Origin of the sequence: Flavobacterium sp. (genome assembly GCF_027531705.1) — a bacterium.
Taxonomy (GTDB): domain Bacteria; phylum Bacteroidota; class Bacteroidia; order Flavobacteriales; family Flavobacteriaceae; genus Flavobacterium.
In genome coordinates this window covers 22,873-45,128 of the sequence record NZ_JAPZSP010000020.1, presented here as the reverse complement: position 1 = coordinate 45,128, position 22,256 = coordinate 22,873, and the positions used below count along the sequence as shown (strand labels likewise).

Below are 22,256 nucleotides of genomic sequence, written 5' to 3'. Positions count from 1 at the left end.
TGCTAAATTATTGCAAAAGTAATGCAGTTTGTAGGTTTTTAAATTTGGATATAGTTAATTTTGCAAATTAAAATCAACAATTGATGACAAAAATTTTCAAATTTACTGCCATTTCAGAAGGAATTTCCTTTTTAATTTTATTAGCTAACATGCTATTTATAAAACCAACAAACCTCGAATTATATAAATCACTATTATTTCCTATTGGAATGGCACATGGTGTTTTATTTATAGGTTATGTTTTATTTTCAATTTTGATAAAAAAAGAACAAAACTGGAGTTTTAAAGACTTAGCAGTTGTAAATATTGCTTCCTTTATTCCATTTGGAACATTCTACATTGAAAAAAAGTATTTAAAAAATGTCTAATTTTATTGGAAAAATATTTGGTTGGTGCTATCCATTTTTGCTCAAAATTGGTTTTAATGACACTTTAGCATCTTATTCAAGTTTGTTGATAAACATTGTTTTGCTCGGATTTTTAGCTTATGGGATTTATGTAGTTTTTAGACTTATTCTTGTAACAGTATTAGTAGTTATTGCAAAAAGGACTAAAACAAATTTTGATGATTTATTAGTTAACAATCAAACCGCCAAATATATAGCACATTTAATTCCGTTTCTTTTTATCTATAAATCAGTTCCTATTATTATGGAAGATTTTGTTAGTTGGGAATGGTTTTTTGCCAAAACAGTTGGTGTTTACATAGTTTTGTTCAGTTTATGGATTAGTCGAAGTGTTTTAAATGCTTTTAGAGATTTTTTAAAATCCAAACAGCGTTTTAGCGACAAACCTATCGATAGTTATGTACAAGTAATTATGATTGTGCTTTGGCTGTTTGGCGTTTTTGTAATTATCTACGAGATTTTTGATATTGAAAAAAAGGCAATTCTTGGCGCTTTAGGAGCGATTTCGGCCATTATCATTTTAGTTTTTAGAGATACCATTTTGGGATTTGTTGCCAGTATTCAGGTTTCTTTAAACGATATGGTTCGTATTGGCGACTGGATTACTTTTGATAAATATGGAGCTGATGGTGATGTTATCGAAATTAATTTGGCAACTGTAAAAGTTAGAAATTTTGACAATACAACAACTACAATCCCGACTTATAGTTTGATTTCAGATTCATTTAGAAACTGGCGTGGAATGTTAAATTCTGATGGTCGAAGAATTAAAAGACATTTGTTGATAAAAGCAAAAAGCATTCGTTTTTTAACTGATGAAGAATTGGAAAAAATGAAAAAAATTCAATTGATTTCCAAATATATAGATACGCGCCAAACTGAAATTAATAGTTATAATAAAACATATCATGTTGACAAATCACTGTCAATAAATGGTAGAAATATGACCAATTTTGGCTTGTTCAGAAAATATATAACCAATTATTTAGAAAATTATCCTGGATTAAATAAGAATATGATTTTGCTGTGTCGTCAGTTACAACCAACTGCGTATGGAATTCCGTTAGAAATTTACACTTTTTCCAAAGATCAACGATTTGAGCAATATGAATATATAATGGCCGATATTTTTGACCATATTATTGCTTCCATTGTATACTTTGATTTAGAAATATTTGAGTTACCAACTGATAAAGAAAATTTTGAAGCATAATTTACTTTTTTAATCTATCTTCTACATACTCAATTTTGGTTTTCCCATGAGCTTGTGGCTTCCCATCCATACTTACACTAACCATTGTTATATTATCTATAGTGATAATAGTTTCTTTGGTCATCATATTTCGAACTTCACACATTAGTGTCAAAGATGTAGTTCCGAATTTCACAACATCAATGCCAATTTCAACGATATCACCTTGTTTAGCAGAAGCTCTAAAGTTAATTTCTGACATATGTTTGGTAACAATTCTAGGGCTTTCAAGCTGAATTATCGCATACAGAGCAATTTCTTCATCAATCCAAGCCAATAATCTACCACCAAATAAAGTGCTATTTGGGTTTAAATCTTCAGGTTTTACCCATTTTCTTGTGTGAAATCTCATATTTATTGATGTAATTAAATGAATTCAGTATTACTTTTTGGTTCTATAATAATTGCAAAATTAATGTTTTTTGCACCCAAACGATTCTTAAATTTGAAAATAAAGTACTATTTTTAACAAAAAATCATTAAATTTAGCTTAAAAAATTGATTACATAAGCTAAAAACTTGATAATTAAAACTAAAATAGTATATTTGCAGCTTATAAGGTTTGCAAAGACCTAAAATGTACTAAAAATTTAAATTCATATCATGAAGAAAAGTTTACTACTTATTTCATTATTATCTTTTGCCCCTATTTTCAGTCAAACTGATGAATCATCCGATGAGCAACAATCTAGCGGATTTAATCGTTGGACAGTTGAAGTTAATGCAGGACAAAGTAAAGGAATAAATCCTTTTACTGAAGGTTATTCTTCTAGTGATGCTACAAAAGTATTAGGGAAATTTACTTTTAATAATTTTGGGATAGGTGCTCGTTATATGATGAGTCCAAAATTTGGAATTAAAGGGGATGTTAATTACGATGTCTTTAAAAACATAAATGGAAATAAAAAAGAATTTGAAGTTGAACAATATAGATTGGGTTTACAAGGTGTTATAAATGCTTCCCGACTTCTTGGTATTGAAGAGAACTTGAAAAGATTTGGACTATTAATTCATGGTGGTTTAAACTTTTTAGCAATGACTCCTAAAAAAGATACACCAGATGATTTGAGTGTTATAATCCAACCAGGCGATGAATTTAATCGTCAAAAATCTAACGCTGGTGTTACAGAATATAATATTGGTCTTATTATTGGTTTTTCTCCACAATTCAGAATTACTAACAAAATGGCTATGAATCTTGATTTAACATCAATTACTAATTACAGACAGCATTTTGCATGGGATGGTCATTATTCTGATAGAAAAAATAATTTATCTGGTCAGATGATGAACATATCACTTGGATTAAATTATTCGCTAGGACCAAATGAAGTGCATGGAGACTGGGCAATGATTGAAGATAAAAAATTAGAAGAGATCACTGAACTTGACAATAGAATTAATGATTTAGAAACATTAATGAATGATACTGATAAAGATGGTGTGCCAGATTATTTAGATGTTGAAAACAACTCTATTGCTGGTGTAGCTGTTGATACAAAAGGGCGTATGATTGATGTTAACAAAAATGGTGTTCCTGATGAGTTAGAAAAACTTGTTACAATGACAACTAGTAAAGATGGTGTTGATGGTGTAAGTGCTGAAGCTAAAACAGCAAATGCTATAAATGCTCAAATGGTTGACAAGTTAATCAATGATGGTTATGTTACTGCTTACTTCGAATTTGATAAAACGGATCCTACAGAAGCTTCTACAGAAGGAATTGATTTCATTCTTACATATATGAGAAACAACCCAGATGCTATTATCGAAATTCATGGTAATGCCGATGAAGTTGGAAATTCAGAATACAACAATAAGTTAGCCGATAATAGAGCTGCTAACGTTAAAAAAGTACTTATTGATGCTGGTATAAAAGCTAATAGATTGGTTTTAATCTCTAAAGGTGAAGATAAATCAGTTAATCCTAACTCTGCTCTAGCTAGAAGATTAGTAAGAAAAGTATCTTTCAAAATCAAAAAATAATTAACAATTAGTTTTTAATAACTTATATAAAACCTCTGTCATACCGACAGAGGTTTTTTTTATCTTTAAAATAAAAATGGAAGATAGAAATCAATTCATAGAAAAGTTCAGAGGAGAACCAATTGGAAATATCACCGAACAATCTTCGGCTGATGAAATTTTTCAAAACAAAACATTACGACCTATTTTAAAATTGCAAAATGACTTATTCATTGAAGTAGTTAAAAATCAAATAAGTAAACATAAAACTGATTTTTACCACTTTCCAGTAGAAAAAAAAATGGCATACATTGAGCATATTATTAAAAACGAAGTAAAGTTTAGAAATAGTATGAAAGGTATTGTTATAAGCCTTTTCACCATTGATGAATACAAAACATATATAAAGAATTCATCTAATCTAAACAAAAGAATGATGAATATGCTTATTGAAAGAATTAAGAATCAGATACAATTATTTGAAGTTGTCGAATCGTAATTGAATTTATAACATTCCGTTATATTTTCTAATAAACCATTCAGAAGCTAATGAAATAGCTATTAAAACAAGCAACCAAACCCAATCAATTATTGGAGTTTTCTTTACTATTGCTTTTTGAACTGCTTTGTAATCTTCATTAGCTAAAAGTATTTTTACTAAATCTTCAACTTGATTTGAAACATAAGCTTTACCATTAGTTTGTGAAGCTAATTGTTTCAATTTAGTTAAATCTGGATTTACAAATTGTTTTTCAATATCAAAATCTAAAATCTCAAAACCACTTGTATAAGAAGCATTTGAATTTAATTCTTTTACCGTAAAAGTATATTGACCAGCTATTAATCCATCTAAATTAACTTGGAAAGCATTTGAATCTCGTAACAAATCATATTTTTTAACTTGTTTGGTTTTAGTATTTGTAACCGAAATTGTTAAACGAGCTTTTTCATCTAACTCATAATTTTTATTGAAGTATTGAGCTGTAATTTCTAAAGCATCACCTGAATTGTAAAAACGTTCATGATTGACAATCAAAGACTTTTTAGAATTATTCGTTGCTAAGAATTGAATAGTTTTATCAACGAACAAATCAAAATCGGTAAATTCTTTTTTGTCCAAATAGGTTTGCCCTCGCCATTTCCAAATGTTTTCACCAAGTAAAAAGGCACTTCTTGAACCTTGATTATCTGAAAATGCCAATAGCGGTGAATTGGTTTCGACATTTCTAATTCTTGAAGTTAATAACACCGAAACATTTTCATTTGCAGTTATTGTTCCAAATGGGTTTTCTAATGGCGGAAAGTTTTCAAAACCAATATTGTCAAGTGCAAATAAGTTGAAATTACTTTCATACGAAGCCAAATAATTTTCTTTTTGAGACGACATTTTGAAATCTAAAGTATTCTGATATTGATTCAAAAGATTATAGTCGGTATTGTTTCCAGTAATAATCCAAGTGTTTAGTTTTGCATTTTTGTTGGTTTCAAAAAGTTGTTTGAATTCACCATTTGGTTGGTACAAAATCAAAACATTAAACTTATTTAACTCATTGATTTCTTTAGGTTTTACAATGGTTACTTTGCGAGAAGCATTAGATTCGATACTTCTTTTCAACGCACCAACATCAGGATGATTTATCGCAGAAACTATTGCTACTTCTGTTCGCTGATCGATAACTTCAACCGCAAATTTCTTCGTATTGTTGTACTTGTTTTTTTCGGATTCAGATGAAGAAATGGTTGCCGTAAATAATTGCAAACCAACTTTATCAGCTGGAAGTAACACATTTACAACTTGAGATTTTCTTGATGGTGAAAAAGCAACGGTTTGTTTAGCTAAAACATTATTTCCTTGTGAAATACTGAAATTTGCATTTATACTTTTATTTCCAGCATATTGCAAAAACACTTCTACAGGAAACTTATTTTTGTGAAAAGCATATTTATTGGCATTAACTTGTACAACTTTCAAATCGAGATAAGTAGTTGTATCACCTACAACCAAAGGATAAACTTTATTTTTAGTATCAAAACTATATACGAAATCTTCACCCGAAGTTTGGTTACCATCTGTAATTAAAACTGTTGGATAACTTAGATTTTTGTTAATACTTTTTAGGTTTTTAGAAACTTCAGAAATTTTAGATTCATTTCCTTTAAAATCGAATTCGTCTGCCGATTGAAATTCGCTATCAAATTTATAAGTTTGAATGTCGAATTTTTCTTTTAAATCAGCGTTTGCATTTAGTTTTTCGAATAATTCTTTTGAAGTTTTATCTGCTTTTAGTTCTGCAATAGATTTGGAATTATCAACCACAATTGCCAATGGCGTTTTGATAGTTTCAAATGTTTTTCGAGAAAGTATTGGATTGATTAACAAAAGTAAAATTCCGAAAATTGAAAAAAAACGTAAAAAAGCCAGCAATTTAGTCACTTTAGACTTACTATTAGCTTTGTAAAAATATTGAAAATACGACAAACCACCAGCGATTGCTAAGGAAAGTAATAGTAAAAGAATTGTGTTTGTCAGCATTATTTTATTGACTAATTATTCTATTTGTTTAGGAAATCGTTGTTATTATTAGAAAATAATTTAATTATAAATAGTATAGCAGCAATAACTTTTATAAAAACACCTAATGTAATCAATAGGTTTCCAGTAAAAATTCCAATTTCTAAATGTGTAATTTTAAATAATGCTCCTATTGAAGTTACAATAACTCCCAAAACAAAAAATGCAATTATATATTTATTCTTCATTTAAAAACATGTATTTGCTAATTACAAAATACCCCTAGCCCAGATAGCAGTGGAAATCCTTTTCTTTTTTTCTTTAAAAAAGAAAAGATTGGAACGTATAGCTGGAAATAGCTTCTAATAAATAAATTAAGTCAACATTCCGCCACAAACATTAAGCACTTGTCCAGAAACGTAAGCACTCATATCGGAAGCTAGGAAAAGACAAGCGTTGGCAACATCTTCTGGAGTTCCACCACGTTTTAACGGAATAGAATCTCTCCAACCCTGTACAACATCTTCGTTTAGTTTTGCAGTCATTTCGGTTTCAATGAATCCAGGAGCGATTGCGTTGCAACGAATATTTCTTGAGCCTAACTCCAAAGCTATAGATTTGGTAAAACCAATCATTCCGGCTTTTGATGCTGCATAGTTGGCTTGTCCGGCATTGCCCTTCACTCCTACTACACTACTCATATTTACAATTGAACCCTTACGGTTTTTAAGCATTACTTTTTGAACAGCTTTCGTCATATTGAAAACTGATTTCAAGTTGATTTCGATTACTTTATCAAAATCTTCTTCGCTCATTCTCATTAACAAATTATCTTTTGTGATTCCGGCATTGTTGATTAGAATATCAATGTTTCCGAATTCTGCCATAACATCGTCAGCCAATTGTTGTGCTTCGTTAAAATCGGCTGCGTTTGATTTATATCCTTTTGCTTTAATTCCTAAAGCGTTTAGTTCGTTTTCTAAAACTAGTGCAGATTCAGCAGATGAACTGTATGTAAAAGCTACGTTTGCTCCGTGTTGTGCAAATACTTTTGCAATTCCGCTACCAATTCCGCGGCTTGCGCCAGTTATTATAGCTACTTTTCCTTCAAGTAATTTCATATGTAAAATGTTTAATTTAATATTTGTACAAATATAGATTTTTGGATTTAGTTCAACAAAAAAAGCGTTACTATTTGCAACGCTTTTTAATTATTTCTAAATTGATTATTTTGCTATTTCTTTGGCCAATTTTTTGAAATCGTCACCATCGATATTGTATGTTCCCATTCCAGCATCATATTCTTTATAGACAACTTCTCCTGTTTTTCCGTTTACAACACTAAAGAATTTTTGGCTATTTACTTTTACATATCTCAAATAATAAAAGTTTTCTCCGTTTGCAATCTTGGTATCTAAGTCTTTATCTGAAATGAATTCGTATTTAAATTTATAATCTTTAAAAAGTTCTTTCAAATCTTTATCTGATTTTGGTTCGTCTTCAACTTTTCCTGGTTTATACGTAATTTTATTGTAATCAGGTATATAAAGAGTTTCTTTTTTTAGATTTTTCACTTCAGATGTTTTTTCAGGTTCTCTCAAATCACAAAATTCTTCTTTTGAAATTAAGCTATTTACTTTTTGGAAATAATTTTTTAGCATTCCTAAAGTATAATTTTTATAGACATTAGAATTATAAACTTCATTAATCATTCCTTTATCGCTTTTAGAAATCTTAGGATTGTTAATATCGTCAGTAGTAAATTCTGCTGAACCTGCCATAAGTTTGATACCGCCGCCGCCGTTACCAAAAGTCTTGTCAACTTTTTTAAGAAATTCTGTATTAGCAAATAATTGGATTGCCCCAATATTCATTTTGTTTGTCATTATTAATTTTCTGAATTTTCTAGGATCATCTTTTACTTTATCAAGCTTTTCATTAATCTCTTTAGTGTCTAATAAATAGAAATTTATCATGCTATTTAAAACAAAAATAGTGCTACCATCTTGTGCAAAAGCTCTTAAATGAGCAAATGAATATTTATCTGATAAGTAATCATTGTATTTGAATTCGTCAACAGAAACAATTTTATATGGTGTTACTGTCCAAGTTTCTTTTAATAACTTTTCATATTGATCCTTTTGAAAAACATTTGACAAAACAAAAATAGTTGTTGTCGATTTGAATTTTTTGAAAGTTTCAGGTTTGAATTTGTCTAATTTTCCTAAAACATCTGAGCTAATTGTAATTTGCGCATTAGTAATTGCAAAAACAAAAAATGCTATTACTAAATGAAATGATTTTTTCATATTTTTAAAATTATATTTTTTTCAAATATATAAAAGTTTAATTTACAAACTAAAAAAAGCCCTACAAATTTGTAGAGCTTTTAGCTATTTATATTTTGAGATTGATTATCCCATAACTTCTTTAACTTTTTTACCAATTTCTGCTGGAGAATCTACTACGTGTATTCCATTTTCTCTCATGATACGTTTTTTAGCTTCAGCTGTATCATCAGCGCCACCCACAATTGCACCTGCGTGACCCATTGTTCTTCCTTTTGGAGCTGTTTCACCGGCGATGAATCCAACTACAGGTTTGCGGTTTCCGTCAGCTTTAATCCATTTTGCTGCATCAGCTTCCAATTGACCACCAATTTCACCAATCATAACGATGCAATGAGTTTCAGGATCATTCATTAATAATTCAACAGCTTCTTTTGTTGTTGTTCCAATAATTGGGTCACCACCAATTCCGATAGCAGTTGTAATTCCCATTCCTTGTTTTACCACTTGGTCAGCAGCTTCGTAAGTTAAAGTTCCAGATTTAGAAACGATTCCAACATTTCCTTTTTTGAAAACAAAACCTGGCATGATTCCCACTTTAGCTTCTTCTGGAGTGATTACACCTGGACAGTTTGGCCCAATTAGTCTACAATCTCTATCTTTGATATATGAATACGCTTTAATCATATCTGCCACTGGAATTCCTTCAGTAATACAAATAATCACTTTAATTCCAGCATCAGCTGCTTCCATAATTGCATCTGCAGCAAAAGCTGGTGGAACAAAAATAATAGTGGTGTCTGCTCCTGCTTGTTCAACAGCATCTTTTACTGTATTGAAAACTGGTCTGTCTAAATGTGTAGAACCACCTTTTCCTGGTGTTACACCACCTACAACATTTGTTCCGTATTCAATCATTTGAGAAGCGTGAAAAGTTCCTTCGCTTCCTGTAAAACCTTGAACAATTATTTTTGAATTTTTATTAACTAAAACGCTCATAGTATGTTTAATTTGTTTGTGTTTATTTTATTGTGTTGCAAAAGTATAAAATAGTAATTAGTAATTAGTGATTAGTTAATAGTTTTTTATACAATTTTTGCTAATTTTCTATATATATTTTATGAAAATTGGCTCATTTGAAAACCACGATATAACTTATTGTCTTTGATTTCCCAAATAACAAAAAAGTGACCTAATAGCATATCTTCTCTTGGATTTTCAATTGTTTTTACAAAATGCGAATATCTAATAAATACTTTATTATCTTCAGCAATGGTATGTGTTATTTGCATTTTTGAACGAATATAAGAACGACTAAGCTCATCGCATAAATTCAAAACATCATCATACTTCATTTGAACAAAACCTTTACTACTATTCCATTCAATAATAACATCTGGATGCAAAAACTCTTTAACTTCGCTTTTATTCAAAATCAAATCATTTTTGTAAAAATCTAGTACTAATTCTTTTGCATTCATTACTTTATAGATTTTAATAATTCTGGAATTTTTTTAATATTGGCTAATTGCTTCAATTTTTCACGAGATTCTTCAATTGGCGTTCCAAAATAAGTTTTGCCGCCTTCAATAGATTTGGTAACACCTGTTTGGCCCAAAACAACAGCTTTAGTACCAATTGTAATTCCGCTGGTTGTACCAACTTGACCCCAAAGTGTCACTTCATCTTCAATAATTACACAACCTGCAATTCCGGTTTGGGCTGCAATGAGGCATCTTTTTCCAATAATAGTATCGTGACCAACATGCACTTGATTGTCCATTTTAGTTCCTTCACCAATTGTTGTATCGCCAGTAACACCTTTATCAATAGTGCAAAGTGCTCCAATACTAACATTATCTTCTACTACTACTCGACCGCATGAAATTAATTGATCAAAACCTTCAGGACGTTTTTTATAATAAAAAGCATCAGCACCAAGAATTGAACCAGCATGAATTATTACATTATCACCAATAACTGCATTGTCATAAATAGAAACATTAGAATGAATTAGGCAGTTTTTACCAATTGTAACATTATTTCCAATAAAACAATTGGGTTGAATCATTGTTCCTTCACCAATTGTAGCAGTTTCAGAAATTGAAACATTTGAAAATTGAAATGGTCTAAAATGTTTAGTCAATTTATTAAAATCTCTAAATGGATCTTCAGAAATCAACAATGCTTTCCCATCTGGACAATCAACTTCTTTATTAATTAAAACGATTGTTGCAGCAGATTGCAAGGCTTTGTCATAATATTTTGGATGATCAACAAATACAATATCGCCATTTTCAACAACGTGAATTTCGTTCATTCCCAAAACAGGAAAATCATCGCTTCCAACGTATTGGCAACCGATGATTTCTGCAATATCTTTTAAAACTTGTTTTTTTGAAAATTTCATTTAAAAAATTGTTTCAGGTTTCAAGTTTCATGTTCAGGCTATAAAATTTAACCTAAAACTTGAAACTTTAAACAAAATTATTCCTTAACACGCTCCATATAAGAACCTGTTGCTGTATCGATTTTTACTTTATCACCTTCGTTTATGAACAAAGGAACGTTAATAGTTGCGCCTGTTTCAACTGTTACAGGTTTAGTTGCATTGGTTGATGTATTTCCTTTCACACCTGGCTCAGAATAAGTTACTTCTAACACTACAGAAGCTGGCATATCAACAGAAAGTGGTAAATCAGTTTCAGTATTAATTTGAACCATTACATTTGTTCCTTCTTTTAACAAATCTGGAGCATCAAGAATAGTTTTGTTCAAAGTAATTTGCTCAAAAGATTCATTATTCATAAAGTGAAATTGATCACCTTCAGCATATAAATATTGAAAAGTGTGAGTTTCTACACGAACTTCATCAATTTTGTGCCCAGCAGAGAAAGTATTATCTAGAACTTTACCGTTAGTTAAACTTTTAAGTTTTGTTCTTACGAAAGCTGGTCCTTTTCCTGGTTTAACGTGAAGAAATTCGATGATTTTATAAATATCGTGATTGAATTTTATACAAAGTCCGTTTCTAATATCTGATGTAGATGCCATTTTTATTTATTTAGTTTTTAATTTATTGTTTTAAATAATGTTATGCCCCAATAGGCAATATTATCTTTTTTATGTACATTTTCAGTTTTTATAAGTTGATATTCTTTAGAAATATCATCAATAATATTTTGACCAATTCCGTAGATAGAAATTATGAAATAACCATTTCCATCTTTGAAAAAATTTGAATAATGTTTGAGAGTTTCCATGTAATTATCTAAATAATAAATAACTTCATTAAAAACTATAACATCATATTTTTCATTTGAACTATATCTTTGAATATCTGATACTAAAAATTTAGTATTCTCATATTTCTTTTTTTTTGCTTGATAAATAGCAGTATCAGATAAATCAATTCCTAAAAAGTTTGAAAAATCTTCAATTTTAATATTTTTTCGTAAAGATCCAAAACCACATCCAAGATCTAATATGTCAGGTTTTTCAATGTCAATTTCTTTAACAAACTCAACAATTTTGAGATATCTAGACGTTTCTTTATCAATGTAATTCCATTTTCCAACGAAATATTTATGATTCCAACTTATTCGCTTTCTTAACCAAAATATTTTTCTGCTAAAATTCATTTGATTTTATAATTTAAACACTACCTGAATAACCTTTCATGATTCCACGAGAAGAATTTCTTATAAAATCTAATATTTCATCGCGCTCAGGTGATGCTGCCATTTCGGCTTCAATAATTCCAACTGCTTGTGAAGTATTATAGTTTTTTTGATATAAAATTCTATAAATTTCTTGAATTTCTCTTATTTTTTCAGATGTAAATCCTCTTCTTCTTAAACCAACAGAATTTATTCCAACATACGAAAGTGGTTCTTTTGCAGCTTTTGTATAAGGCGGAACATCTTTACGAAGCAATGAACCTCCAGAAATCATAGCATGATCACCAATACTAATAAATTGATGCACAGCTGACAAACCGCCAATAATTGCATAATTACCAATAGTAACGTGACCACCTAAAAGTACACCATTTACAATTATTACATTATCACCAATGTGACAATCGTGAGCAACGTGAGCAGTTGCCATTAGTAAGCAATTATTTCCAATTTTAGTTTGACCAGAAGCTATTGTCCCTCTATTAATCGTAACACACTCTCTTATAGTACAGTTATCGCCTATTATTGCAAGTGAATCTTCACCTCCAAATTTTAAATCTTGTGGCACAGCAGCAATAACCGCACCTGGAAAAATATTACAATTTTTACCTATTCGAGCGCCTTCCATTATAGTAACATTGGAACCTATCCAAGTTCCGTCACCGATAACAACATTGTTATGAATTGTTGTAAAAGGTTCAATAACAACATTTTTGGCTATTTTAGCGCCTGGATGAACGTATGCTAATGGTTGATTCATATTTTATGGGTTTTAGGTTGTAGGTTTTTGGCTGTAGGTTGCTTTTCTACTACCTAAACCCTACTGCCTTAAATTATTGTTTTTTTGCTATTTGTGCCATTAATTCAGCTTCTGCAACTAATTTTCCATTTGCGTAAGCGTTGGCTTGCATGTGACAAATTCCTCTTCTGATTGGAGAAATTAAATCACATTTGAATATTAAGGTATCACCAGGTAATACTTTATGTTTGAATTTAACATTATCTATTTTCATGAAATATGTTAAATAATTTTCAGGATCAGGAACAGTGCTTAAAACTAAAATTCCACCAGATTGTGCCATTGCTTCAACAATTAAAACACCCGGCATAACTGGAGCATCTGGAAAATGTCCTACAAAGAAATTTTCATTCATTGTAACATTTTTTAATCCTACTACATGAGAATCAGACATTTCAAGAATTCTGTCAATCAATAAAAATGGTGGTCTATGAGGAAGCATCGCCATAATTTGGTGAATATCCATCAACGGTTCCTTGTGTAAATCGTAAACAGGAATATGATTTTTTTGTTCAATTTTGATGATTTTTGCTAATTTTTTTGCAAACTGAGTATTTACAAAATGTCCTGGTTTGTTAGCAATTACCTTTCCTTTTATCCAACAACCTACAAGTGCTAAATCACCAACTACATCAAGTAATTTGTGTCTTGCTGCTTCGTTTGGGTAATGCAATGTTAAGTTATCTAAAATTCCATTTGGAGTTACAGCAATACTTTCTTTACCAAAGGCTTTTTTAAGATTTTCCATAGTTGATTCAGAGATATCTTTGTCAACATAAACGATAGCGTTATTTAAATCACCACCTTTTATTAACCCGTTATCTAAAAGCGTTTCTAGTTCATGTAAAAAGCTAAATGTTCTAGAATCAGAAATTTCAGATTTGAATTCAGAAAGATTTTTCATGGTAGCGTTTTGAGTACCAAGAACTTTGGTTCCAAAATCGACCATAGCAGTAACTTGATATTCGTCAGATGGCATTAAAATAATTTCGCTTCCTGTTGCTTCATCTGTAAACGAAATTACTTCTTTGACCACATAATACTTTCTTTCAGCATCTTGTTCTTCAATACCAGCTTTTTCGATAGCTTCCACAAAATACTTAGAAGAACCATCCATGATTGGCGGTTCAGATTCGTTTAATTCAATTATAACATTATCTACATCACAACCAACAAATGCAGCTAAGACGTGTTCTGAAGTTTGAATTTTAACTCCTAATTTTTCAAGATTGGTACCTCTTTGAGTATTTACAACATAATTAGCATCTGCTTCAATAATTGGACTACCTTCAAGATCAACACGAACGAAAGTATAACCATTATTAATTGGCGCAGGTTTAAAAGTCATTTTTACTTCTTTTCCTGTGTGAAGCCCAACTCCTATTAGAGAAATCTCGTTTTTGATGGTTTTTTGTTTAACCATAGTTTTTATTATTTTATTGAAACTTTAATTTATTTTCTTTTTTATATCCTCAATTTCAGAAATTATTTTTGGAAAATTTCTAAAATGAACAAATGATTTGCTAAAATCACTATAATTGAATGCTGGTGAACCTTGAACTGTTTCTCCTTCATTCAAATTTTTACCAATACCAGATTGTGCCTGAATTTTTACATTATCACCAATTACCAAATGACCTGCAAATCCAACCTGACCACCAATCAAGCAGTTTTTCCCTATCTTGGTAGAACCTGCAATTCCGGTTTGAGCAGCAATTACAGTATTTTCGCCAATTTCGACATTATGTGCTATTTGGATTTGATTATCCAATTTTACTCCTTTTCTAATAATTGTTGAACCTAATGTGGCTCTGTCAATTGTTGTACAAGCACCAACTTCGACATTATCTTCTAAAATAACATTGCCAATTTGTGGAATTTTGCTATAAGTTCCATCTTCATGTGGTGCAAATCCAAATCCATCAGAACCAATAATAGAACCCGAATGAACGGTACAATTATTTCCAATTTCAGTTTCAGAATAAATACGAACACCTGCAAAGAAAACACAATTATCTCCAATTACAACATTGTCACCAATGAAAGTGTTAGGATAAATTTTGACATCTTTCCCAATTTTAACATTTTTACCAATATAACAAAAACTTCCTAAATAAAGGTTTTCACCATAAACTACATTTTCAGAAATCATTGAAGGTTGTTCAATTCCTGACTTCATTAATTTAACTTGGTTGTAATATTCGAGTAATTTAGAAAAAGATTGATAAGCATCATCTACTTTTATCATTGTAGTAGTTATCTCTTGTTCAGGCTCAAAATTTTTGTTAACTATTGTTATCGTAGCTTCGGTAGAATAGATATAGTTATTGTATTTTGCATTAGATAAAAACGTCAAAGAGCCTTTTACGCCTTCTTCAATTTTGGCTAATTTATATACTTCTGCACTAGGATTCCCTACTACTATTCCATCAAGAATTCCGGCTATTTGTTCGGCTGTAAATTTCATCACGACAAAAATATAAAAAATAGATTTATTGCAGTTGTTTTGGATAACAAATATAATATTTTGTAACGGGTTTTGATAATGCTTTCAGGTTTAATTGGTCAGACGCTTCCACAATATCTTCAATTGTTTTGTCTTTTTTCAAAATCCTTATAGGTTCAGCAATTTTGCTATATGCTTGATTTTTAATCTTCCCTTTAAAAATAAAATAGTTAGTATCTTCTTTTGAAATATTATTTTGTTCAGAAAATTGATTAATTAAATTCTGAATTACTTCAACTGGAAATTTATCACTACTCAATTTTATCTTTAATAAATCTCTATTGATTATCATTTTACTCAATGAACTAAGTATAAAATCATCATTGAATTGCCATGCTTTAATAGCACTTATAATATCGAAATCGTCTAATTGAGAGAATTTAAGCAATGTTTCGTCATCAAAATTTTCGAGTTCAACTTTGGTATTCAAGAAAAATTGAAAAGGTTTGCTGCTTTCTAAAATTGTTCCGTTTTGAGTTAAGAATTTAGCTCTTTTTAATATTTTTGTTAAAATTAATTCGGCAACCAAACTTGTCTTATGCAAGTAAGCTTGCCAATACATTAATCTTCTTGCCATAAGGAACTTTTCGATTGAATAAATTCCTTTTTCTTCCAACACTAAAACATCATCAACTACATTTAGCATCTGAATAAGCCTATCAGAATTGATATTTCCTTCGGCAACTCCAGTGTAAAAACTATCTCTTTTTAGATAATCCATTCTGTCCATATCCAACTGACTTGATATAAGTTGAAGCATGAATTTTCTGTGATAATCACCTTTGAAAATTTTAATAGCTAAAGAAAGTTTTCCTTCAAATTCTTGATTTAATTTATTCATGAAAAGCATCGAAATTTCTTCATGATTTACATTTTCTACAATACTGTGTTCCATAGCATGAGAAAATGGTCCGTGCCCAATATCGTGTAATAAGATTGCAATATAAAGTGCATCTTCTTCTTCTTGAGAAATACTAATGTTTTTAAAACGAAGCACTTCAACTGCTTTTTGCATAATATGCATACAACCCAAAGCATGATGAAATCGAGTATGATGAGCACCTGGATAAACCAAATAAGATAAACCCATTTGAGAAATACGTCGCAACCTTTGAAAATAGGGATGCTGAATTAAGTCGTAAATTAAAGAATTTGGTATTGTTATAAATCCATAAATTGGATCGTTTAGAATTTTTTGCTTATTGATAGTATCCACTTAGTTTAATAATAATTATTAGTGCAAAGATACTAAAAACAGATTAGGTAGTTTGATATTAATTTTGATTGGAATTTAAATAAAAAAAAGAGGCTGTCATTTCTGACAGCCTCTAATTTATTGAAAAGAATTAATTCTTATCTTTTAATCATACGAAGTGATTTAACATTATCACCTTGAGATACAATAATATTGTATACTCCAGCTGGGTAGTTAGAACCAATTTCTAGTAGATTACTTTCAGAAGCATTAACTTCAACATTCTCTAATTGTTTTCCAATCATGTCATAAACAGCTACTTTAACTCTTTCGTCACTAGAAGTAGTGATATCTAAAGTAAAGTTAGTTGCAAATGGGTTTGGATAACCAACAGCTTTAAATTCAGATGAAATATTTCCATCAGACAATCTAGTTGGAGCTGGTACATTAATAGTACAAGCAGATCCAAAAGCAGATTGAATTCCAGTTGATGTAACTGCAACTCTAATACTATAAACAGTTGCTGAACTATAACCAGGAATGCTGTTAACTTGGAAATTAGGTGTAGTTTTGTTAAATACAATTGCGCTACCTCCAGAAGGTGTAACTTCAAATGTGTATAATGTAACACCTGTTAATGATGAAGTAGAAATTGTACTTCCTGAAGCAACAGTTAAACCACATGAATTAATTGTTGGTACAGCTGGCGTATAAATTGTACAAGCTGGGCCATAATCAGTATAATCACCTGTAGTTTTATATGCTACTTCAACAGTATATTCTGCACCATAAACGTAGTTTGGCAATTGATTCATTTTAAACCAGTTGAATGCAGATACAAAAGTTTGAACTTCAGTACCTCTAGTTACTCTATATCTATAACCAGTTACACCAGTAATAGCTTTAGCATTAATAGTTGAATAAATTGTAGCTAAAGTACTTCCACAAGTTGGGTTAACAATAGTTGCAGAGCTAGCAGGTGTAGAAATTGAAGGTGTAGTTACAGAACATAAATCTCCATAGTAACCTAACCAAACAGTACCTATTCTTAACATTACTCTTACAGAATAAGTTGTTCCATAGTCAAAACTAGATGTTTCATTTAGTCTAAACCAGTTTACATTTCTTATTGTATGATGCACAGCGTTAGTGGTCATGTTAGTAATTTCAAAGTCATAAGCAGTTGCACCAGCTTTAGCATCGGCAGCAATACTTGAGTAAATGAATGGTAATGCAGCACCACAAGAAGATGGGCTTAGAGTTGTTGTTCTTTCAAAACCTTCATCTAATTGACCATCACAGTTATCATCAATACCGTTATATAAAACTTCACTAAGACCCGGATTTATTGCATTGTTAGCATCATCACAATCTCCATTTAATAAAGCATATCCTGTTGGTCTTGTACATGCAATAACAGTTGGTAAAGCAGAATTACCATAGTTATCACCGTCAGCATCAACATAGTAAGTGTTTTGAGCTGAACCTGTGTAAGCAATATCAAGAGTAAATGTGCCTTCAGTTGTAGCAGTATAACCTTCAATAACAGCATAATAAACACCTGGAGCCAATGTTATACCAGTTAACAAAGAACCAGCACTATTTGGAGCTGTACAAGCATCATCATCTCCATTTATTCTTGCTCCAGTTGAATCCAATATTTGCATGTAAGTATCCATAGAAGTTGTACATGTTCCAATTGTTATTGTATTACAAACATCAGCCACTTCAAATTTATAGAAAACATCTCTACCAGCTCTTGCAAGTATTGCATCACCAATTGTTGAAGTTGTTGTATAATCATCTCTGTAGCAGTTTGCTGCCAAGTTATTACCTGATGCAGAAGCACCAGCATTTGTTAATACACCTAAATCTACAGCTGTAGCAAAAGTATCTCCAGGAGGATTTATACCAGCACATGGGTCAGGTATAGTTGTGAAACTAGTCTCTGAACATCCTACAGCAGAACCAACTGCATTTTTAGGACGAACTTCAACATAATAAGTACCATAAGTCACATTTGTAACGTTTACAGTAGTGTTTACAGTATTACCAATTAATGTCAACGCACCACTTGTTGGTCCATAATACACATCATAAGATGTTGGAGTACCTTGTGTTGAACTAACAGCTGGAGCTGTCCAAGAAAATGCAACAGTTCCAATTGCTACACCTGTAGCTCCATTTGCTGGAGAAGTAAGAACTGTACATCCTGGAACAACATCAATAAATTTGAATGGACCTGCCCAAAGACTATATAAACCACTTGCTGAATCACAAGATGCACGTACATAATACTCATAAGCAAAACCTGAAGTCAAACCAGAAACATCTAAAGTACCAAAACCAGGAGCAGATGTAGTAGTTACTCCTGCATAAGTAGGAGTTGTTGATCCACTAGGAATACTTACTCCAACTTCTTGAACAAATACATCCCAAGTAGTTTCAGCACAACCTTGTTTCCAGCCTAATGTAGCACTTGTAGCAGTAGCAGCAGAAGCTGTTAAAGCTGAAGGTGTAGGACATGGATCAGCAGTTGTTACATTTACTAAATAATCTTCAGTTTCTCCATAACCAGCACTTGCGCATGGATCAATAGATTCACCTGAAAGATTCCAAACATCACGTACTCTCATTCTATGTATACCTAAAGGAGGATTACAAGCAAGTGAAATATTAAATGTAGTTGTGTTGCCAGCTGGTATTGGGAAAGAACCTGTTCCTGTTCCAAAAGTACCAACAGTATTTCCAATCTTTTCAGAAGCTGAAAAAACACCATCATCATTGTAATCAACCCATGCTGCAATACCTTGAGAACCATATGTACCGATAGTCACACTAACACTATAAGTACCTCCAGCTTGCAAGTCTCCAGTATAATTTGGTTGTCCTGTAAAGAATGTATATGCAGGATTAACTTGATCTGTACCAGAATTGTTAGATAAAGTAGTTCCTGAAATAGAAATATTAGAAATTAAATCTCCTAATGTTTTACCAGAAGTATAAGTAGGTGTACAATAATTTATGCTAGTACCTGTAGTAAATGATTGTTCAACACAACCAACTGCATCACCAACGCTATTTTTAGCAACTACTTTCCAATAGTAAGTAGTATTAGCATCCATTGTTGCAGGTGTATATGTAACAGCTGTTTGATTAACTACAAACGGTGCTGGAGATGAATTACCAAAATATACGTCATAGCTAGTAACTGCTGGATTACCAGTTGCAGCTGTCCATGACATAGAAGAATTTCTTACAACATCAGTTGCTAAATCAGCAGGAACTAAAGCAGTAGCACAGTTAGGAACTCCTTGAGTAGTAAAAGAAACCGCAGATGTCCATTGGCTATAAACACCTAGACCAGAATCACATACTGCTCTAACATAAGCATTGTAAGCAGTATTAGAATTCAAACCAGTTGCAACAAGAGTTGTAGCTGTTAAACCTGGGTTTGAAGGAGTTGAAGAAGCTATAGGTGCAGGAGCAGTAGCAAGTTGTACTAATACATCCCATTGTGTTTCAGCACAACCTAATTCCCATGCTAAAGTAGAACCATCAGCTGTAAGTGCAGATGATGCTAAGTTTTTTGGAACTGGACATGGATCAGCAGTTGTTACATTAACATCATAATCTTCTGTTTCACCAAAACCATAGCTTGAACAAGGATCTATTGTACTTCCAGTTGTAGCATATACATCTCTAATTCTCATTCTGTGAATACCCAATGGAGGATTACATGCTAAAGAAATATTAAAACTAGCTGAACCATTTGCAGCAATTGAAGAAGCTGTAAAACCAATTCTTTCAGATGTACTAAATACACCATCATCATTATAATCAATCCATGCTGCCATGTTTTGATTTCCAAATGTACCAACAGTTACATTTACAGTATAACTAGCACCAGCTTGAAGATCTCCTGTATAATTAGGTTGACCGGTAAAGTAAGTATAAGCAGGGTTCACAGGTGAAGTTCCTGTATTGTTAGATAAAGTTGTACCTGAAATAGAAATATTTGATATTAAATCCCCGTCTGTTTTACCCGATGTATACACTGGATTACAATATTGAACACTTGTACCTGTAGTAAAAGATTGTTCAGTACAACCAACTGCATCTCCAAAAGCATTTTTAGCAACTACTTTCCAGTAATATGTAGTATTAGCATTTAATAATCCTGGCGTATAAGTTAATGCTGTTTGATTAGCAACAAAAACTGCAGGTGAAGCATTTCCAAAATATACATCATAACTAGATGGAGATCCTGTTGCAGCTGTCCAACTTAATGTAGGATTTCTTGCTACCGCTGTAGATAAATTTGCTGGAAGAAGTGCAGAGGCACAACTAGGAACGTTTCCAGATGTAAAAGACCAAATTGTACAACCAGTATTATCACCATTAGCATTGTAAGGAGTAACTTTCCAATAATATGTAGTTGCAGGTGATAATGAACTAGGAAGAGTGTAAGTAGTTACATTTCCTAAGACTAAACCATTCTGAATATTTGTTGCAGCAGCATCAGTTCCAACACTAATTTTATATCCTGTTGGAGAACCTGTTGCAACAGGCCATGTTAAAACATTTGAAGTAACTCCAGTAGCTGCATTTGCAGGGCTTGTTGGAGTTGCAATACAATTAGGTGGTGTAGAAGCAACAAGACCTCCCAAAATAACTTGAGGAGTAACTGATGCTCTAGTACCTGTTGCAGGAGCTGCAGCAGTAGTATTCACAGAATCGCTTCTTTGATAAATCATCATGTTTGTTTGAGTTGAATTAGCAATCCAAGAGTAAGTACATGCATACCCTGGTGAATTTTCATCAACAGCTAAAACTAAATTGTCAACATTATTGTAAGCAAAAGGTGTTGTTAATGTTATTGTTACAATACCACCAGAAACTGAAGGCATAGTAACAGCCCCGTCATACACTAATGTCATAGATGCTTCAGGAACCCAGTCTGTTGTACTAGCAAAAGTTGCTTTTGTAGTGTGTCCTAAATAAATCTTAAATGCAGTATTTGCGCCTTGAGGAGTATTTGGAGTCGCACTTGTAGCCGTTGTAGGCAAAGTACCCGCAGATTTAAAAGAGATTGAAGTAATTGAACCCGCAGAATTGATTGAAGATTTCAAATACAATTGTTGGTGATAAGAATAACCCCAACATGAACTCCATGGTCCAGTTGAATTAGTTGTATTTCCTGATCCAACGGTAATCTGAGCTGATAAATTTTGCCCCATAAACAGTGACATAAACATAAATAGACTCGCTAGCCACCATCGTGATGTCTTGGTCGTGTTGGGTGAACCACCCGAAGCGCCAAATTTTGATTTTTTGTGAACAGTATCCCTACTATTGCACAAATAATTGTAATAATTTGTCATAAATTAAAAAAATTGGTTACTAATTAAAATTAAGTCTGTGAATTTATAAAAGAAAGTTATACCATCATTACTTTTATGTAAACAAATCGTTAAAAAACATTATAAATCGATAAAATACAATCTTAAAAATATAAATGAAGGAATTTAACTCTATTAGATATTTATTTAATGTTTCTAAATTTTACTTTTACAATAATTTTAAGAGAAATACGTTTTTTTTACTAGTAATTTGCACAATATAATATAGCCTATAAAATATCTTTCTAAA

General features: G+C 31.5%; 19 protein-coding genes. 4 read left to right on the top strand and 15 right to left on the bottom strand.

From position 1 onward, the window contains the following. The first annotated feature begins 83 nt into the window (after nucleotides 1-83). On the top strand, nucleotides 84-368 hold the full coding sequence (locus O9267_RS08095; protein ID WP_298177984.1) for a DUF3817 domain-containing protein: 285 nt from the start codon (nucleotides 84-86) through the stop codon (nucleotides 366-368). Next, nucleotides 361-1,620: a mechanosensitive ion channel domain-containing protein gene (locus O9267_RS08090; RefSeq protein ID WP_298177982.1), complete on the top strand. Its 1,260-nt coding sequence runs from the start codon at nucleotides 361-363 to the stop codon at nucleotides 1,618-1,620. Before O9267_RS08095 ends, O9267_RS08090 begins: the two co-directional genes overlap by 8 nt. Nucleotide 1,621: 1 nt before the next feature. Here the strand turns inward: O9267_RS08090 and O9267_RS08085 are convergent, their stop codons facing one another. Then, entirely contained in the window at nucleotides 1,622-2,011 is a 390-nt protein-coding gene (locus tag O9267_RS08085; protein WP_298177980.1) for a hotdog domain-containing protein, read from the bottom strand. A 251-nt stretch (nucleotides 2,012-2,262) separates the two neighbouring features. Here O9267_RS08085 and O9267_RS08080 point away from each other — a divergent pair, with 251 nt between their 5' ends. Continuing rightward, nucleotides 2,263-3,645 carry an OmpA family protein gene (locus tag O9267_RS08080; RefSeq protein ID WP_298177977.1) on the top strand — a complete coding sequence of 461 codons (1,383 nt, stop codon included), beginning with the start codon at nucleotides 2,263-2,265 and terminating at the stop codon, nucleotides 3,643-3,645. 76 nt (nucleotides 3,646-3,721) lie between these two features. Continuing rightward, nucleotides 3,722-4,123: a glyoxalase gene (locus O9267_RS08075; protein WP_298177975.1), complete on the top strand. Its 402-nt coding sequence runs from the start codon at nucleotides 3,722-3,724 to the stop codon at nucleotides 4,121-4,123. Nucleotides 4,124-4,129: 6 nt separating this feature from the next. Here O9267_RS08075 and O9267_RS08070 read toward each other — a convergent pair whose 3' ends face one another. The 14 genes from O9267_RS08070 to O9267_RS08005 all read right to left on the bottom strand — a co-directional run bounded on the left by O9267_RS08070 (nucleotide 4,130) and on the right by O9267_RS08005 (nucleotide 21,988). Further along, a complete protein-coding gene (locus O9267_RS08070) occupies nucleotides 4,130-6,157 on the bottom strand; it encodes a hypothetical protein (RefSeq protein ID WP_298177973.1) in 2,028 nt (675 codons plus the stop codon). 20 nt (nucleotides 6,158-6,177) lie between these two features. Beyond that, a complete protein-coding gene (locus O9267_RS08065; RefSeq protein ID WP_298177971.1) occupies nucleotides 6,178-6,384 on the bottom strand; it encodes a gliding motility protein GldL in 207 nt (68 codons plus the stop codon). Nucleotides 6,385-6,510: 126 nt separating this feature from the next. Next, complete coding sequence (fabG, locus tag O9267_RS08060) at nucleotides 6,511-7,257, bottom strand: 3-oxoacyl-[acyl-carrier-protein] reductase (protein ID WP_298177969.1); 747 nt, start codon at nucleotides 7,255-7,257, stop codon at nucleotides 6,511-6,513. A gap of 105 nt (nucleotides 7,258-7,362) precedes the next feature. Beyond that, entirely contained in the window at nucleotides 7,363-8,445 is a 1,083-nt protein-coding gene (locus O9267_RS08055; RefSeq protein ID WP_298177967.1) for a hypothetical protein, read from the bottom strand. Between the two features lie 105 nt (nucleotides 8,446-8,550). Continuing rightward, entirely contained in the window at nucleotides 8,551-9,423 is an 873-nt protein-coding gene (gene sucD, locus O9267_RS08050; RefSeq protein ID WP_298177966.1) for a succinate--CoA ligase subunit alpha, read from the bottom strand. Between the two features lie 119 nt (nucleotides 9,424-9,542). Further along, complete coding sequence (locus O9267_RS08045; protein ID WP_298177964.1) at nucleotides 9,543-9,905, bottom strand: nuclear transport factor 2 family protein; 363 nt, start codon at nucleotides 9,903-9,905, stop codon at nucleotides 9,543-9,545. Next, complete coding sequence (locus tag O9267_RS08040; protein WP_298177962.1) at nucleotides 9,905-10,834, bottom strand: UDP-3-O-(3-hydroxymyristoyl)glucosamine N-acyltransferase; 930 nt, start codon at nucleotides 10,832-10,834, stop codon at nucleotides 9,905-9,907. Before O9267_RS08040 ends, O9267_RS08045 begins: the two co-directional genes overlap by 1 nt. A 77-nt stretch (nucleotides 10,835-10,911) precedes the next feature. Continuing rightward, nucleotides 10,912-11,478 (bottom strand): elongation factor P, encoded by a 567-nt coding sequence (gene efp, locus O9267_RS08035; RefSeq protein WP_298177960.1) that lies wholly within the window; start codon nucleotides 11,476-11,478, stop codon nucleotides 10,912-10,914. Nucleotides 11,479-11,495: 17 nt separating this feature from the next. Beyond that, nucleotides 11,496-12,065: a class I SAM-dependent methyltransferase gene (locus tag O9267_RS08030; RefSeq protein WP_298177958.1), complete on the bottom strand. Its 570-nt coding sequence runs from the start codon at nucleotides 12,063-12,065 to the stop codon at nucleotides 11,496-11,498. 13 nt (nucleotides 12,066-12,078) lie between these two features. Further along, on the bottom strand, nucleotides 12,079-12,864 hold the full coding sequence (gene lpxA, locus O9267_RS08025; protein ID WP_298177956.1) for an acyl-ACP--UDP-N-acetylglucosamine O-acyltransferase: 786 nt from the start codon (nucleotides 12,862-12,864) through the stop codon (nucleotides 12,079-12,081). Between the two features lie 73 nt (nucleotides 12,865-12,937). Further along, nucleotides 12,938-14,326, bottom strand: coding sequence for a bifunctional UDP-3-O-[3-hydroxymyristoyl] N-acetylglucosamine deacetylase/3-hydroxyacyl-ACP dehydratase (locus O9267_RS08020; RefSeq protein ID WP_298177954.1), 1,389 nt, complete (start codon nucleotides 14,324-14,326; stop codon nucleotides 12,938-12,940). Between the two features lie 24 nt (nucleotides 14,327-14,350). After that, nucleotides 14,351-15,370, bottom strand: a complete 1,020-nt coding sequence (lpxD, locus tag O9267_RS08015; protein WP_298177952.1) for a UDP-3-O-(3-hydroxymyristoyl)glucosamine N-acyltransferase — start codon at nucleotides 15,368-15,370, stop codon at nucleotides 14,351-14,353. Nucleotides 15,371-15,395: 25 nt separating this feature from the next. Continuing rightward, a complete protein-coding gene (locus O9267_RS08010) occupies nucleotides 15,396-16,625 on the bottom strand; it encodes an HD domain-containing protein (protein WP_298177950.1) in 1,230 nt (409 codons plus the stop codon). A gap of 137 nt (nucleotides 16,626-16,762) precedes the next feature. Further along, nucleotides 16,763-21,988 carry a GEVED domain-containing protein gene (locus tag O9267_RS08005; protein WP_298177948.1) on the bottom strand — a complete coding sequence of 1,742 codons (5,226 nt, stop codon included), beginning with the start codon at nucleotides 21,986-21,988 and terminating at the stop codon, nucleotides 16,763-16,765. Between the last annotated feature and the right edge of the window lie 268 nt (nucleotides 21,989-22,256).

Excerpts from the sequence above, each read along its gene's own strand:
- O9267_RS08095 (WP_298177984.1), top strand. The coding sequence starts at position 84 with ATGACAAAAATTTTCAAATTTACTGCCATTTCAGAAGGAATTTCCTTT.
- O9267_RS08090 (WP_298177982.1), top strand. The coding sequence starts at position 361 with ATGTCTAATTTTATTGGAAAAATATTTGGTTGGTGCTATCCATTTTTG.
- O9267_RS08085 (WP_298177980.1), bottom strand. The coding sequence starts at position 2,011 with ATGAGATTTCACACAAGAAAATGGGTAAAACCTGAAGATTTAAACCCA.
- O9267_RS08080 (WP_298177977.1), top strand. The coding sequence starts at position 2,263 with ATGAAGAAAAGTTTACTACTTATTTCATTATTATCTTTTGCCCCTATT.
- O9267_RS08075 (WP_298177975.1), top strand. The coding sequence starts at position 3,722 with ATGGAAGATAGAAATCAATTCATAGAAAAGTTCAGAGGAGAACCAATT.
- O9267_RS08070 (WP_298177973.1), bottom strand. The coding sequence starts at position 6,157 with ATGCTGACAAACACAATTCTTTTACTATTACTTTCCTTAGCAATCGCT.
- O9267_RS08065 (WP_298177971.1), bottom strand. The coding sequence starts at position 6,384 with ATGAAGAATAAATATATAATTGCATTTTTTGTTTTGGGAGTTATTGTA.
- fabG (WP_298177969.1), bottom strand. The coding sequence starts at position 7,257 with ATGAAATTACTTGAAGGAAAAGTAGCTATAATAACTGGCGCAAGCCGC.
- O9267_RS08055 (WP_298177967.1), bottom strand. The coding sequence starts at position 8,445 with ATGAAAAAATCATTTCATTTAGTAATAGCATTTTTTGTTTTTGCAATT.
- sucD (WP_298177966.1), bottom strand. The coding sequence starts at position 9,423 with ATGAGCGTTTTAGTTAATAAAAATTCAAAAATAATTGTTCAAGGTTTT.
- O9267_RS08045 (WP_298177964.1), bottom strand. The coding sequence starts at position 9,905 with ATGAATGCAAAAGAATTAGTACTAGATTTTTACAAAAATGATTTGATT.
- O9267_RS08040 (WP_298177962.1), bottom strand. The coding sequence starts at position 10,834 with ATGAAATTTTCAAAAAAACAAGTTTTAAAAGATATTGCAGAAATCATC.
- efp (WP_298177960.1), bottom strand. The coding sequence starts at position 11,478 with ATGGCATCTACATCAGATATTAGAAACGGACTTTGTATAAAATTCAAT.
- O9267_RS08030 (WP_298177958.1), bottom strand. The coding sequence starts at position 12,065 with ATGAATTTTAGCAGAAAAATATTTTGGTTAAGAAAGCGAATAAGTTGG.
- lpxA (WP_298177956.1), bottom strand. The coding sequence starts at position 12,864 with ATGAATCAACCATTAGCATACGTTCATCCAGGCGCTAAAATAGCCAAA.
- O9267_RS08020 (WP_298177954.1), bottom strand. The coding sequence starts at position 14,326 with ATGGTTAAACAAAAAACCATCAAAAACGAGATTTCTCTAATAGGAGTT.
- lpxD (WP_298177952.1), bottom strand. The coding sequence starts at position 15,370 with ATGAAATTTACAGCCGAACAAATAGCCGGAATTCTTGATGGAATAGTA.
- O9267_RS08005 (WP_298177948.1), bottom strand. The coding sequence starts at position 21,988 with ATGACAAATTATTACAATTATTTGTGCAATAGTAGGGATACTGTTCAC.